Source organism: Streptomyces sp. NPDC053367 (assembly GCF_044545925.1).
In the GTDB taxonomy this organism is placed as follows: domain Bacteria; phylum Actinomycetota; class Actinomycetes; order Streptomycetales; family Streptomycetaceae; genus Streptomyces.
On record NZ_JBITYN010000001.1, the window covers coordinates 442,013 to 455,150 of the forward strand.

The 13,138-nt window shown below is 73.5% G+C and carries 12 protein-coding genes and 1 pseudogene; 5 read left to right on the forward strand and 8 right to left on the reverse strand.

The genetic code is table 11. The features are described from left to right. Positions 1-52: 52 nt before the first annotated feature. The 5 genes from ACIGXJ_RS02030 to ACIGXJ_RS02050 all read right to left on the reverse strand — a co-directional run bounded on the left by ACIGXJ_RS02030 (position 53) and on the right by ACIGXJ_RS02050 (position 6,422). Positions 53-3,160: an efflux RND transporter permease subunit gene (locus tag ACIGXJ_RS02030; RefSeq protein ID WP_399640310.1), complete on the reverse strand. Its 3,108-nt coding sequence runs from the start codon at positions 3,158-3,160 to the stop codon at positions 53-55. A gap of 156 nt (positions 3,161-3,316) precedes the next feature. Continuing rightward, positions 3,317-3,997, reverse strand: a complete 681-nt coding sequence (locus ACIGXJ_RS02035) for a response regulator (RefSeq protein ID WP_399640312.1) — start codon at positions 3,995-3,997, stop codon at positions 3,317-3,319. Next, a complete protein-coding gene (locus tag ACIGXJ_RS02040; protein WP_399640317.1) occupies positions 3,994-5,211 on the reverse strand; it encodes a sensor histidine kinase in 1,218 nt (405 codons plus the stop codon). Before ACIGXJ_RS02040 ends, ACIGXJ_RS02035 begins: the two co-directional genes overlap by 4 nt. Before the next feature lie 118 nt (positions 5,212-5,329). After that, positions 5,330-5,608 (reverse strand): hypothetical protein, encoded by a 279-nt coding sequence (locus tag ACIGXJ_RS02045; protein WP_399640321.1) that lies wholly within the window; start codon positions 5,606-5,608, stop codon positions 5,330-5,332. A gap of 19 nt (positions 5,609-5,627) precedes the next feature. Beyond that, positions 5,628-6,422: a PspA/IM30 family protein gene (locus ACIGXJ_RS02050; RefSeq protein WP_399640323.1), complete on the reverse strand. Its 795-nt coding sequence runs from the start codon at positions 6,420-6,422 to the stop codon at positions 5,628-5,630. A 263-nt stretch (positions 6,423-6,685) separates the two neighbouring features. Here ACIGXJ_RS02050 and ACIGXJ_RS02055 point away from each other — a divergent pair, with 263 nt between their 5' ends. From ACIGXJ_RS02055 to ACIGXJ_RS02065, 3 genes and pseudogenes are all read left to right on the forward strand, one after another. Then, on the forward strand, positions 6,686-7,318 hold the full coding sequence (locus ACIGXJ_RS02055) for a DUF3043 domain-containing protein (RefSeq protein ID WP_399640325.1): 633 nt from the start codon (positions 6,686-6,688) through the stop codon (positions 7,316-7,318). An 83-nt stretch (positions 7,319-7,401) separates the two neighbouring features. Further along, a complete protein-coding gene (locus ACIGXJ_RS02060; RefSeq protein ID WP_399640328.1) occupies positions 7,402-8,109 on the forward strand; it encodes a class I SAM-dependent methyltransferase in 708 nt (235 codons plus the stop codon). A gap of 172 nt (positions 8,110-8,281) precedes the next feature. Continuing rightward, positions 8,282-8,560, forward strand: a pseudogene (locus ACIGXJ_RS02065) (PDZ domain-containing protein); the annotation flags it as partial. A gap of 18 nt (positions 8,561-8,578) precedes the next feature. Here ACIGXJ_RS02065 and ACIGXJ_RS02070 read toward each other — a convergent pair. After that, positions 8,579-8,791, reverse strand: coding sequence for a hypothetical protein (locus ACIGXJ_RS02070; protein WP_399640331.1), 213 nt, complete (start codon positions 8,789-8,791; stop codon positions 8,579-8,581). Between the two features lie 130 nt (positions 8,792-8,921). Here ACIGXJ_RS02070 and ACIGXJ_RS02075 point away from each other — a divergent pair, with 130 nt between their 5' ends. Further along, positions 8,922-10,139 carry a bifunctional adenosylcobinamide kinase/adenosylcobinamide-phosphate guanylyltransferase gene (locus ACIGXJ_RS02075; protein WP_399640333.1) on the forward strand — a complete coding sequence of 406 codons (1,218 nt, stop codon included), beginning with the start codon at positions 8,922-8,924 and terminating at the stop codon, positions 10,137-10,139. Between the two features lie 96 nt (positions 10,140-10,235). Here ACIGXJ_RS02075 and ACIGXJ_RS02080 read toward each other — a convergent pair whose 3' ends face one another. Continuing rightward, positions 10,236-10,952 (reverse strand): class I SAM-dependent methyltransferase, encoded by a 717-nt coding sequence (locus tag ACIGXJ_RS02080; RefSeq protein WP_399640336.1) that lies wholly within the window; start codon positions 10,950-10,952, stop codon positions 10,236-10,238. A gap of 171 nt (positions 10,953-11,123) precedes the next feature. Between ACIGXJ_RS02080 and cobT the strand changes: the two genes are divergently transcribed. Then, positions 11,124-12,239 carry a nicotinate-nucleotide--dimethylbenzimidazole phosphoribosyltransferase gene (gene cobT, locus ACIGXJ_RS02085; protein ID WP_399640339.1) on the forward strand — a complete coding sequence of 372 codons (1,116 nt, stop codon included), beginning with the start codon at positions 11,124-11,126 and terminating at the stop codon, positions 12,237-12,239. 48 nt (positions 12,240-12,287) lie between these two features. On the opposite strand, the gene ACIGXJ_RS02090 is transcribed toward cobT, so the two are convergent. Further along, positions 12,288-13,076, reverse strand: a complete 789-nt coding sequence (locus tag ACIGXJ_RS02090) for a hypothetical protein (RefSeq protein ID WP_399640342.1) — start codon at positions 13,074-13,076, stop codon at positions 12,288-12,290. Positions 13,077-13,138: the final 62 nt, after the last annotated feature.

A 13,138-nucleotide genomic window follows, 5' to 3' on the forward strand; every position in this document is an offset into this window, starting at 1 on the left:
CGACGGCCGGGTTCCGTGCATCAGGCATGGAACCCGGCCGCCGAAAATACCGTCAGACCCCGGCCGGTTCCTTCTGGGCGGGCAGCGCGGCCTTCTTCTCCCGCTTCGCCGCGCGCTTGTTCGCGCGGCGCTCCTTGCGCAGCTCCAGCATCGCGTAGAGCGTCGGCACGAGGAGCAGGGTGAGCAGGGTGGAGGTGATCAGGCCGCCGATGACGACCACGGCGAGCGGCTGGGCGATGAAGCCGCCCTCGCCGGTGACGCCGAGGGCCATCGGGAGCAGGGCGAAGATGGTCGCCAGCGCGGTCATCAGGATCGGGCGCAGCCGGTGGCGGCCGCCCTCGATCACGGCCTCGACCACGCCGTGGCCCTGCCTGCGGTACTGGTTGATCAGGTCGATCAGCACGATCGCGTTGGTGACGACGATGCCGATCAGCATCAGCATGCCGATCATCGCGGGCACGCCCATGGGGGTGCCGGTGGCCACCAGCAGGCCGATCGCGCCGGTCGCGGCGAACGGGACGGACACCAGCAGGATCAGCGGCTGGACCAGCGAGCGGAAGGTCGCCACCAGCAGCATGAAGACGAGCGCGATCGCGGCGAGCATCGCCAGGCCCAGGTTGGCGAACGCCTCGTCCTGGTCGGAGGAGACCCCGCCGATCTCGGCCGTGGCGCCCGCGGGCAGCTTCAGCTTGTCGATCGCCGACTGGAGGTCGGCGCTGACGGCGCCGGTGTTGTCGCCGGTCGGTCGGGCGGTGATCGTGGCCGCGCGCTGACCGTCGATCCGGGTCATGGACACCGGGCCGTCCACCAGTTCCACGGTCGCGATGTCACCCAGCCGGACCGGGCCCAGCGGCAGCTTCCGCAGCTCGGCGAGGGTCGTGGCGGGCTTCGCCGAGCGGATGACGATGTCGCGCTCGGTGTCGTCCAGGGTGGCCTGGGCGGCGGTGGTGCCGCGCACCGCCTGGGCGACGGCCATCCCGAGGGTCTGGTCGGCGAACCCGGCCGCGGCGGCCTTGTCGTTGGCCTTCACCGAGATGCGCGGAACGCTCTGGGCGAGGTCGCTGGTGACGTCGGTGACGTCGTCGAGCTTCGCGACGGTGGTGCGGACCTGCTCGGCGGCCTCGCGCAGGACACCGGCGTCGGCGGCCTTCACGACCACGCTGAGGTCCTGGCTGCCGAAGCCGTCACCGGCCGCGACGGTGGTGGTGCCGATGCCGGTCAGCTTCTTCAGACCGGCCTCGATGCGGTCGGTGACCTCGTCGGAGGACGCCGACTCCTCCAGCATCACGTTGTACTGCGCCTGGTTGGTGTCCGTGCCGCCGCCGAAGGCGGCCATGAACCCGGAGGAGCCGACGGTGACCTGGTAGTCCTTGACGCCCTCGGTGCCGGCGAGCAGCTTCTCGACCTTCTTCGCCTGGGCGTCGGTCGCGGCCAGGCTGGTGCCGGGCGCCAGCTCCTGGCGGACCGTGAGCACCTCCTGGTCGCCCTGGTCGAAGAAGTTCGTCTTCAGCAGGGGTGCCATGCCGAAGGTGCCGACCAGGATCACGATCGCGAGCGCCACACTGGTCACCCGGCGCCGGGTGGCGAACCGCAGGACGGGGACGTAGAGGCGCTGCAGGCGGCTGTTCGCCTCCTTCTCCTCGGCGCGGCGGCGTGCCTCCTCGGCGTCCTCCGGGGTGCCCTTGGGGGCGCGCAGGAACCAGTACGACAGCACCGGCACGACGGTCAGCGACACCAGCAGCGAGGCCAGCAGGGCGGCCGTCACGGTGAGGCTGAAGGAGCCGAACAGCTCGCCGACCATGCCGCCGACCAGGCCGATCGGCAGGAACACGGCGACGGTGGTGAGGGTGGAGGAGGTGACCGCGCCCGCGACCTCGCGGACGGCGGTGAGGATCGCGGACTCGCGCTCCTCGCCGTAGCCGAGGTGGCGCTTGATGTTCTCCAGGACGACGATCGAGTCGTCCACGACCCGGCCGATCGCGATGGTCAGCGCGCCGAGGGTGAGCATGTTCAGCGACAGGTCGCGCGTCCACAGCACGATCAGCGCGAGCACCACGGACAGCGGGATGGACACGGCCGTCACCAGCGTCGAGCGGACCGACGCCAGGAACACCAGGATGACCAGGACCGCGAAGAGCAGGCCGAGGGCGCCCTCGGTGGTCAGGCCCTCGATGGACTTCTTCACCGCCGGGCCCTGGTCGCTGACGATCGTCAGGGTCGCGCCGGAGCCGAGCGCCTCGCGCATCTCGGGCAGCCTGTCCTCGACGGCGTCGGAGATCGCCACCGCGCTGCCGTCGTGGTCCATGGTGACCATCACGGCGAGGCTGGGCCGGCCGTTGGTGCGGGTGAGGGCGTCGGCGCGGGCCTGCTCCTGCTCGACGGAGGCCACGTCACCGAGGCGGACCGGCCGCTTGCCGGCCTCGCCGGTGACCATCAGGTCCTCGATCTGCGCCAGCGAGGTGAAGCCGCCGCCGACCTGGACGGTCCGGTTGGCGCCGCCCTCGTCGAAGGAGCCGGCCGGGACGGTGGCGCCGCCCGCCTGGAGGGCCTGGGCGAGGGACTGCGAGGTCAGCCCGGCCGCGGCCAGCTTCCGCTCGTCCGGGGTGACGGTGACCTGGAGGTCGCGGACCCCGTCGACGGTGACCTGGCCGACGCCGTCGATGTCCTTCAGGTCGGGGACGATTGCGCGGTCCAGCTGGTCGGCGAGGGCCTGCTGGTCCTTGTCCGAGGTGACGGCCAGCACGACCGTCGGCATGTCGTCGGTGGAGCCGGCGATGACCTGCGGGTCGACGTCGTCGGGGAGCTGGACGCGGGCGCGGTTGACGGCCTGCTGGACGTCGGCGACGAGCTGCTCGGTGTCGTTGCCGTAGTCGAAGGACGCCATGATCACGGCGTTGCCCTCGCTCGCCGTGGAGGTGACGCCGGTGATGCCGTCGACGCCCTCGAGGTTGTCCTCGATCGGCTCGACGACCTGCTTCTCGACCACGTCCGGGGACGCGCCCTGGTACGGCGCGAGGACCGACACCACGGGCAGTTCGATGGTGGGCAGCAGCTGCTGCTTGAGCTGGGGTATCGCGATCGCCCCGAAGGCGAGCGCGATGATCGACATCAGCCCGATCAGGGCCCTTTGCGCGAGGCTGAATCTCGACAGCCAGGACATGGGTCGGGGTCTCTTTTCGACGGCCGGAGCGGAGGTGGGGGGCACCGGAGAGCGCCCACCCCAACACCCTGGGCCATCCCGGAGCCGCGACCCTTAGCCTCCAGGTCCATTTCCTTATGCCGCGCATACTGCGGGCGCAGTAGGGCCCGGCCGGGGTCAGTCAGCCTTCGGACGGACCAGCCCCGACTCGTAGGCGATGACCACCAGCTGGGCCCTGTCCCGGGCGCCCAGCTTCGCCATGGCCCGGTTCACATGGGTCTTCACGGTGAGCGGGCTGACGGTGAGCCGCTCGGCGATCTCGTCGTTGGAGTGCCCGCCCGCGACCTGCACCAGCACCTCGCGCTCGCGCACGGTCAGCGCGTCCAGCCGCTCCGAGCCGGCCGGGTCGCGGTCCTCGGCGTCACCGCCCTGGGCGAGGAAGCGGGCGATCAGCCCCTTGGTGGCGGCCGGCGACAGCAGCGCCTCACCGCCCGCCGCGACCCGGATCGCGTTCAGCAGCTCCTCGGGCTCCGCCCCCTTGCCGAGGAAGCCGGAGGCGCCCGCGCGCAGCGACTGCACGACGTAGTCGTCGACCTCGAACGTCGTCAGGATGACCACCCTGACCTGGGCGAGGGACGGGTCGGCGCTGATCAGCCGGGTCGCGGCGAGCCCGTCGGTGCCGGGCATGCGGATGTCCATCAGGACGACGTCGGCCTGCCGCTCCTTCGCCAGCCGCACGGCCTCGGCGCCGTCGGACGCCTCCCCCACGACCTCCATGTCCGGTTCGGAGTCGACGAGCACCCGGAACGCGCTGCGCAGCAGGGCCTGGTCGTCGGCGAGCAGAACACGGATCGTCATACGTCGGCCTCGCTCGGACTGGTGCGGGTCTTGACCGGCAGGATGGCATGGACCCGGAAACCGCCGCCGTACCGGGGGCCGGTGGTCAGGGTGCCGCGTACGGCGGTGACGCGCTCGCGCATACCGAGCAGCCCGTGCCCGCCGCCGTCGGACGGGGTGTGGTCGCCGCTGCCGTCGTCCAGGACGCTGATCTCGATGCTCGGGCCCACCCGGACCACGCTCACCTCGGCCTTCGCGCCCTGCCCGGCGTGCTTCTGCACATTGGTGAGCGCCTCCTGGATGACCCGGTAGGCGGCCAGGTCGACGGCGGCCGGCAATCGGGTGCCCTGGTCGGTGCGGGCGACCTCGACGCGCAGTCCGGCCGCGCGGAAGGTGCCGGCCAGCTCGTCGAGCCGGTCCAGGCCCGGTGCCGGTTCGGTGGGCGCCTCGGGGTCGCCGGACTGCCGCAGCAGCCCGACCGTCGCCCGCAGCTCGTTCAGCGCCGACCGGCTGGCCTCCCGGACGTGGGCGAGGGCCTCCTTGGCCTGGTCCGGCCGCTTGTCCATGACGTGCGCGGCGACGCCGGCCTGCACATTGACCAGCGCGATGTGGTGCGCGACCACGTCGTGCAGGTCCCGGGCGATCCGCAGCCGCTCCTCCGCGACCCGCCGCCGCGCCTCCTCCTCGCGTGTGCGCTCCGCCTTCTCCGCGCGCTCCCTGATCGCCTGCACGAACGCCCGCCGGCTGCGCACCGCGTCGCCGCCCGCCGCCGCCATGCCCGTCCACGCGAAGATGCCGAGGTTCTCCTGCGCGTACCAGGGCAGGGGCCCGGCGAGCATGGCCGCGCCGGTCAGCACGGTCATGGTGAGCAGGCCGACCCGCCAGGTGGTGGGCCGGTCGGTGGTGGCGGCGACGGTGTACAGGGCGATCACGGCGGCCATGGCGACGGGGGCACGGGGGTCGCCGGTGACGCACTCGACGAGCGACAGCCCGCCGGTGACGAGCAGGACCGTCCGGGGCGCCCGCCGCCGGAACACCAGCGCCACCGCCCCGAACGCCATGAGCACCAGGCTGAGGACGTCGGGGGTGCGCAGACCCCAGGTGACTCCGTTCTCACCCCGGGGATCCACGAAGGAGCCGGCGACCATGCACACGAGGACACCGGCCGCCAGCACCGCGTCCAACGCCAGTGGATGGGCCTTCGTGCGCGCACGGACGCGGTCGAGGGTGGTCACGGGGCCCTACGGTACCCACCCGGTGGTGCGGGACCGTTCTCGATGTGCGGCTTTGCCGCACGGGCGCGGTCAGCCGCGCCGGACAGGCTGACCGCGACGCCCACCCGCCCCCTCCTGCTCAGCCCGGGATCAGACCGTCGTCGCCGAGCATCTCCCGGACCTCCTCCAGCGACGCGTCCGGCGACGGCAGGATGAGGTCGGACGGATCGAGGGAGTCGTCCGGAAGCGGCGTCCCGAGACGGCGCACGGCGTCCAGGAGGGCGTCGAACGTGCGGCGGAAGCCGGACTCGTCGCCGCTCTCCAGTTCGGCCAGCAGCTCGTTGTCCAGCTTGTCCAGTTCGGCGAGGTGGGCGTCGCCCAACGCCACCTGGCCCTCCCCCATGATCCTGACGATCATGTCGCCTCCTCGGCGTGGCCTACTGCTTGTCGAACCGCGGGGTGTCCTGCGGCTGCTGCTGGGACTGCCCCTGACCCTGGGCGCCCTCGATGGCCTGCCGGTCGGACGAGCCGCCCGCCAGCTCGGCCTTCATGCGCTGCAGTTCCAGCTCTACATCCGTACCACCGGACAGCCGGTCCAGCTCGGCCTGGATGTCGTCCTTGGCGATGCCGGTGGGGTCGTCGAGGGCGCCGGAGGCCAGCAGTTCGTCGATCGCGCCGGCGCGGGCCTGGAGCTGGGCGGTCTTGTCCTCGGCGCGCTGGATGGCCAGGCCGACGTCGCCCATCTCCTCGGAGATGCCGGTGAACGCCTCGCCGATCCGGGTCTGCGCCTGGGCCGCGGTGTAGGTGGCCTTGATGGTCTCCTTCTTCGTACGGAAGGCGTCCACCTTGGCCTGGAGGCGCTGCGCCGCGAGGGTGAGCTTCTCCTCCTCGCCCTGGAGGGTGGCGTGCTGCGTCTCCAGGTCGGTCACCTGCTGCTGGAGGGCGGCCCGGCGCGAGAGCGCCTCGCGGGCCAGGTCCTCGCGGCCCAGCGCGAGCGCCTTGCGGCCCTGGTCCTCCAGCTTGGAGGACTGCTGCTGCAACTGGTTGAGCTGGAGCTCCAGGCGCTTGCGCGAGGTGGCCACGTCGGCGACACCGCGGCGCACCTTCTGGAGCAGCTCCAGCTGCTTCTGGTACGAGTAGTCGAGGGTCTCGCGCGGGTCCTCGGCCCGGTCCAGGGCCTTGTTCGCCTTCGCGCGGAAGATCATCCCCATCCGCTTCATGACACCGCTCATGGGCTTTCCGCGCCCCCTTCTGACGGACTCCGGCTCACAGCTCTGCGACAGAACCCACAGTACGGGCCCTGCATCCATTGACGCACTGTTCAGGGTCGGATGCGCTCATCCCCGAGGACGACTGCGTACGGTCCGGCTCCGGCGTAGGGAGTAGGTGATCCCCGAGGGCCCCGAGGGGTCTTGTCGGGGGTGTGCGCAACGTCCCCTCTGTCCCTCTACAGACGACTGGTGTTGCCGGATCGTTCCCCACGGGGCTGGGGTCCATGCCTCGGCACCCCGTACCCTTGGGTTTTGTGTTCCGTAGCCGTGCCACCAAGGAAGAGAAGGCCGCCGTCGCCGACAAGGCGTCGCTGACCGACTCCAAGCAGCCCCGTGACCCGCAGGCCCCCAAGGGCCGGCCGACGCCGAAGCGCAGCCAGGCCCAGGCCCAGCGGCGCAGCGTGGCCAGTACGCCGACCAACCGCAAGGAGGCCGCCAAGCGGCAGCGGGAGGAGCGCCGTGCCGCCCTGGAGCGGCAGCGCCAGGCGCTGGCCGGGGGTGACGAGCGCTATCTGCCCGCGCGTGACAAGGGTCCGGTGCGCCGCTTCGCCCGCGACTTCGTCGACTCGCGCTTCAACATCGCGGAGTTCTTCCTGCCGATGGCCGTGGTCATCCTGGTGCTGAGCGTGGTCCGCGTGCAGAACGTGCAGACGCTGGCGCTGCTGCTGTGGCTCGTCGTGATCGTGCTGATCGTGCTCGACTCGCTCGCCACCGGCCTCCGCCTGAAGAAGGCGCTGCGTGAGCGCTTCCCCGACGACAACAAGCGCGGCGCGGTGGCCTACGCCCTGATGCGCAGCCTCCAGATGCGCCGGCTCCGGCTGCCCAAGCCGCAGGTCAAGCGCGGAGAGCGGCCCTGAGCACAGCCGCTTTCTCCGGGGGTGCGGCCGACGCCTGGCTGAGCAGGCTGGGCGGGCTGCGTGATGTCGTACGGCAGGAGCTGGTGGCCCGGCAGCTCGACGAGCAGATAGCCGGGCGGTTCCCGGTCGGGCAGCGGCTGCGGGTGCTCGACGTGGGGATGGGCCAGGGCACGCAGGCGCTGCGCCTGGCCCGGATCGGCCACGAGGTCACCGGCATCGAGCGCGACGCGACGATGATCGCCGCGGCGCGTGAGGCGCTGTCCGCCGAGCCCGAGGGCATCCGGGAGCGGATGCGGATCGTGCAGGGCGACGGCCGGGACACCGGTGTGCACTTCCTGCCGGGCAGCTTCGACGTGGTGCTGTGCCACGGCGTGCTGATGTACGTCGAGGAGCCGGACCCGCTGCTGGCGGGCCTGGCGCGGGTGCTGGCGCCGGGCGGGCTGCTGTCGCTGCTGGTCCGCAACGCCGACGCGCTGGCCATGCGGCCGGGTATGGCCGGCGACTGGGCCGGGGCGCTGGCCGCCTTCGACACCACCGCCTACCGCAACCGTCTCGGGCTGGACGTACGGGCCGACCGGCTGCAGACGCTCACCGCGACACTGGCGGGCATCGGGGCGCCGCTGCACGCCTGGTACGGCGTGCGGGTCTTCACCGACACCGCGGCCGACGGGGCGGAGATCCCCGGCGCCGAGGACCTCGACCGGCTGCTGGCCGCCGAGCAGAAGGCGGGCCGTACGGACCCCTACCGCGCGGTGGCGGCGCTGCTGCACCTGTGCGGGGTACGCGGCTGACCCGCGGGCGGGGACGGCCCCCGTTCGGGTGAGCCGGACAGGCCGGGGCCCGGCCCCCGCGTGAGACTCGGGGCATGGACGCTTCCCGGTTCCGCGCCGCCGTGCCCGTCATCGCGGTGCTGTGCCGCCTCGCGCCGGCCGGGTGCTCCGGCGGCGGCCGGGACTCGGGTGCGCCGGGCGGGCCGCGCTCGGCATCACCGGCCGTACGCTCGTCGACGACGGCAACCGTGCCGTCGGGGTCGCCGTGGTCGACGTCCAGCGGGGCGGGGCGGCCGACGGAGCCGGACTGCGGAGCGGGGACGTCATCACCCGGCTCGGTGACACGGACATCACGACGATCACCTCCCTCACGGAGGCGCTCGCCGACGAGAAGCCGGGTGACGAGGTCTCGCTCGCCTTCGAGCGGGACGGGGCCGAGAAGACCGTGGACGTCACGCTGGGCGAGCAGTGAGGCGGCCGCCCCCGCCCGTCACGCCTCGTCGGCGTGCAGGCTCATCGGGCCGTAGATCTCGGTGCTGTCCTCGAACAGGCGCACCTGGTCGGCTCCGCCGGCGAGCAGGTCCTTCCAGTACTCGCCGATCCAGGACTCCGCGTCGCCCTGCGTGGTGAACTCCTCGGGCTGGACCGCGGGCTGGACCTCCGTCCCGTCGGCCTTCTCGAACCGCCACGTCCATGTCGCCATGCAGGCCTCCCTGATCGTTTGACTGCGTCGAGCGTAGCCGTTCGGCCGCGGGCCGTCTGTGGTGCGGCCACGCGCCCCTGAGGGACGTACCCGCCGGGCGTGTTCCTCAGTGACCGGCGAGAATCAGGGCGTGGAACTGACGCTTCTCGGCACTGGTGCCCCCGCCGGGCTTCCCCGGCCCGACTGTCCCTGTGCCGCCTGTGCGACCGCGCTCGGTGCGGACGCGCGGGCGGCCACCGCGTTGCTGGTGGACGGGGCGTTGCTGCTCGACCTCACCCTTGGTGCGGCCTTCGCCGCCGCCCGGGCGGGCCGGTCGCTGTCGGGCGTACGGCAGGTGCTGCTGTCGCACCCCCACGAAGGGCCGGCCGTCGAGGTGCCGGCGGGGCTGCCGCAGCCGGGGCGGGTGCCGGACGGGCGGGAGTTGGCGTCGCTGACGGGGCATCGGGTGCGGGCGGTGGCGATGGACGCGCCGGGTACCGGGTACGCCGTGACGGGGCCGGAGGGGCAGCGGCTGCTGTATCTCCCGCCGGGCGGGGCGCCGGCCGGGCTCGAGGAGGGCGGCGCGGCCGGGGAGCCGTACGACATGGTGCTCCTGGACGTCGTCGGGCGGCCGGACGCGCTGGCCCGGCTGCGGGCGGTGGGCGCGGTGGGGCCGACGACGGATGTGCTCGCCGTGCATCTGGACCACGACGTGCCGCCGGGCGCGGAGTTGCGGCGGCGGCTCGCGGCGGCCGGTGCGCGGGCCGTGCCGGACGGGACGACGCTGGCGGTGGGGGCGTACCAGAGCATGCGAGACGTGCCGGACGTGCCGCGGCGGACGCTGGTGCTGGGCGGGGCGCGGTCGGGGAAGTCGGTGGAGGCCGAGCGGCGCCTCGAGGCGTTCCCGGACGTGCTGTACGTGGCGACGGGCGGGACGCGGGGCGGGGACACCGAGTGGGCGGCCCGGGTGGCGGCGCACCGGGAGCGGCGGCCGGGTTCGTGGCGTACGTCGGAGACCTGCGACCTGGTGCCGCTGCTGAAGGACGACGGGCCGCCGCTGCTGGTCGACTGTCTGTCGCTGTGGCTGACGGACGCGATGGACGCGGTCGGGGCGTGGGACGACGCCGAGTGGGCGGACGGGGGCGAGCGGGCCCTGCGGGAGCGGGTGCGTGAACTGACGGACGCCGTGCGCGAGACCCGGCGGGTCGTCGTCGCCGTCTCCAACGAGGTGGGGTCCGGCATCGTGCCCGCCACCGCCTCGGGAAGGCGCTACCGGGACGAACTCGGCCGCCTGAACGCGGCGTTCGCCGGTGAGTGCGAACAGGTGCTGCTGGTGGTGGCGGGCCAGGCCCTCGTGCTGCGGGGCTGAGGGCGCGGCCGGGGCGGATGCCCTCAGGGGCGCGGGGAGCCGCGCGACCGGCCGACGACGGCCCGTGCTCGCCCGGCGGCTCGCGCCCGCCCCGCGCTAGGCGCACCTCCTCGCGATGACCCGGTACGCCCGTGACACCCGGGCCCGGCGCAGGAACGCGGGCACCGTGGAGGTGACCAGTTCGCAGCCCCCGGCCGAGAGTTCGGCGCGGACGTTCGCCGGGGGCAGCAGGTGGGGGACGCGTGGCAGGGGCAGCCGGCGGGGGTCGGTCGTCTCGATCAGGACGTGGCCGCCGGGGCGGAGGGCGGTCAGCGCGGCGCGCAGCTCCGCGCGGGGGTCGGTGGTGTGCTCCAGGTGGTGGAGGAGGCTGACCACGTCGTAGCGGGCGCGCAGCCGGGTGAGGACCTCGGGGGCCGTCAGCGGGCCCACGTGGGCCTCCTCTACGCGGCCGGCGGCGCGGGCGTGGGCGACGCGGGGGGTGGCGTCGACGCCGTCGAAGGCGGTGTAGGGGAAGACCATGCGGGCGGTCTCGGGGAAGTCGGCGTGGCCGGTGCCTACGTCGAGCCAGCTCTCCGGTTCGGGGAAGGGCAGCATCGCGCGGGCGGCGAGGCGGTGGCGCAGCCGGGTGACGGCGGCGCGCACCCCGTCCGTCCGGGCGTCGAACAGCGGCAGGCACACCTGTCTGGGGTTCTGGAAGACGTGGGCGCAGTCGCGGCATTCGTCGACGGCGGGCGAACCCGGCCTGGTGCGCAGGCTCCTGGAGCCGCACCACGGGCAGTCGTCGCGGCGTGGAGCGGCGTGGGCGGGTGGCATCGGTGACTCCCAGGGACGGCCGGGGCGGCGGACACGGGCGGCAGACGGGGGTACGACAATCCACTGCAAAACGGAACGTATGGGATCCCGATCTTGGGTGCAACGACGTCGTGGGGGTGTGGTGGCGATGTGGCGGCGTCCTATTCGAGTGGTGCCGGTACTGTTCGGCGAATGAGCTCGCTGAATCTCGACGACTTCACCGATCTGATCGAGCGTCCCGACGGCGGGGTGCGCCGCGACGCGGAGGCGCGCCGGGAGCGTCAGATCGTGCCGCCCGGATCGTTGGGGCGCCTGGACGAACTGGGTGAGTGGCTGGCCGCCGCGCAGGGCGTGGTGCCGGTGCGGCCGGTCGAGCGGCCGAAGGTCGTGCTGTTCGCCGCCGACCACGGCATCGCCGGGCTCGGGGTGTCGGCGCGGCCCGCGGGCAGCGCGGTGGAGCTGGTGCGCGGGATCCTGGAGGGCGCCCGTCCGGTGGCGGTGCTGGCCCGGCGGCAGGGCGTGCCGGTGCGGGTGGTCGACATGGCGCTGGACTGCGACCCGCAGACCCTGCCCGCGGACGTCGTACGGCATCGGGTGCGGCGCGGCAGCGGGCGGATCGACGTGGAGGACGCGCTCACCCTGGAGGAGGCGGAGGCCGCTTTCCGGGCGGGCATGGCGGTGGCCGACGAGGAGGCCGACTCCGGTACGGACCTGGTGGTGCTCGGCGATGTGAGCGTGGGCGGGACCACGGCCGCGGGGGTGCTGGTCGCCGCGCTCTGCGGGACCGACGCCTCGGTGGTGACCGGGCGGGGCGGGCTGGCGATCGACGACCTGGCCTGGATGCGCAAGTGCGCGGCGATCCGGGACGCGTTGCGGCGGGCCCGGCCGGTGCTCGGTGAGCAGTTGCGGCTGCTGGCGGCCGTCGGCGGGGCGGACCTCGCCGCGACGACGGGTTTCCTGCTCCAGGCCGCCGTACGCAAGCTGCCGGTCGTGCTGGACGGTGTGGTCGGCGCGGCGTGCGCGCTCGTCGGGCAGCGGATCGCGTTCCGGGCGCCCGACTGGTGGCTGGCCGGACAGCTCAGCGGGGAGCCCGCGCAGGCCAAGGCGCTGGACCGGATGGCCCTGGAGCCGCTCCTGGACCACGGCGTGACGGTCGGCGAGGGCGCGGGCGCGCTGCTCGCCCTGCCGCTGGTGCAGTCCGCGGCGGCGCTGGCGGCGGAACTGCCCGAACGGCCCGAGGAGAAGCCCGCGGAGAAGCCCGCGGAGAAGCCGGAGGAGGAGCCCGCCGGGGAGCCCACGGAGGACTGAGACGCGGAGACCCGCACCGCACCGTGTGCGTGCGGTGCGGCACCGCCGTCAGGGGGAGTCGCGCGTCGACGGGGGCGGGGGCGGCGGCAGCTGTGCCGACGCCGGGTCCGGGCTGCCGCCGATCCAGTCCTGCAGGCGGCGGGCGGGCCCGGTCCAGCGGCGGTCGTGGCGGTAGGCGCGCAGGGTCGCGCGGGCCCGCGCACGAGGGCGGCGGCGGTAGAGGCGGCGGGCCCACGCGGAACCGGGGCGGGCCAGCCTGATCGCGCCGACGAGCGCCACGACCGGCACGATCACGCCGAACAGGGCCATGCGGATCTTGCCCTTGCCGAGGGCCACCAGCGCGAACAGGAAGTTCGCGCCGATCGTCGCGAGGGCGGTGCCCCGGTTCTCGACCTGGTCGTCGCTGAGGCCGTCCACGCCGAAGGGCGAGAAGCCGAGCAGCAGCAGGCCGACCAGTGCCGCGGTCAGCACCACCACCTCCACGCTCTGGCGGCCGGCCTCCGTCCAGTAGACGTCGTCGAGGTGCAGGATCAGCGCGAACTCGTCGAGCACCAGGCCCGCGCCGATGCCGAAGACGACCGCGGCGAGCGACGCCCCGAAGCCGTGCCGGCCGCCGGCCACCGCGGCGAACCCGCCGACGAAGGTCAGGACCACACCGGGCACCACGTGATGGATGTGCAGCCCGCCCGACTGGACGTTGCGGAACGGCCCCCGGCCCGCGCGGATCATACGGGTGATGGTCCGCGTGACGAGGAAGGTCAGCACGAACGCCAGCAGGGCGAGCAGCAGCGGCAGCTTGCCGGGTTCGGTGATGTTGCGGTGAAACCAGTCGCCCATGTCGGCAGTGTCCGTCCGCGCGGGTACGGCCGCCTCTCGGGTCGCGCCGTCGCGTAGCCTTC

Coding starts and splice junctions, on each gene's coding strand:
- ACIGXJ_RS02030 (WP_399640310.1), bottom strand. CDS start 3,160: ATGTCCTGGCTGTCGAGATTCAGCCTCGCGCAAAGGGCCCTGATCGGG.
- ACIGXJ_RS02035 (WP_399640312.1), bottom strand. CDS start 3,997: ATGACGATCCGTGTTCTGCTCGCCGACGACCAGGCCCTGCTGCGCAGC.
- ACIGXJ_RS02045 (WP_399640321.1), bottom strand. CDS start 5,608: ATGATCGTCAGGATCATGGGGGAGGGCCAGGTGGCGTTGGGCGACGCC.
- ACIGXJ_RS02050 (WP_399640323.1), bottom strand. CDS start 6,422: ATGAGCGGTGTCATGAAGCGGATGGGGATGATCTTCCGCGCGAAGGCG.
- ACIGXJ_RS02055 (WP_399640325.1), top strand. CDS start 6,686: ATGCCTCGGCACCCCGTACCCTTGGGTTTTGTGTTCCGTAGCCGTGCC.
- ACIGXJ_RS02070 (WP_399640331.1), bottom strand. CDS start 8,791: ATGGCGACATGGACGTGGCGGTTCGAGAAGGCCGACGGGACGGAGGTC.
- ACIGXJ_RS02080 (WP_399640336.1), bottom strand. CDS start 10,952: ATGCCACCCGCCCACGCCGCTCCACGCCGCGACGACTGCCCGTGGTGC.
- cobT (WP_399640339.1), top strand. CDS start 11,124: ATGAGCTCGCTGAATCTCGACGACTTCACCGATCTGATCGAGCGTCCC.
- ACIGXJ_RS02090 (WP_399640342.1), bottom strand. CDS start 13,076: ATGGGCGACTGGTTTCACCGCAACATCACCGAACCCGGCAAGCTGCCG.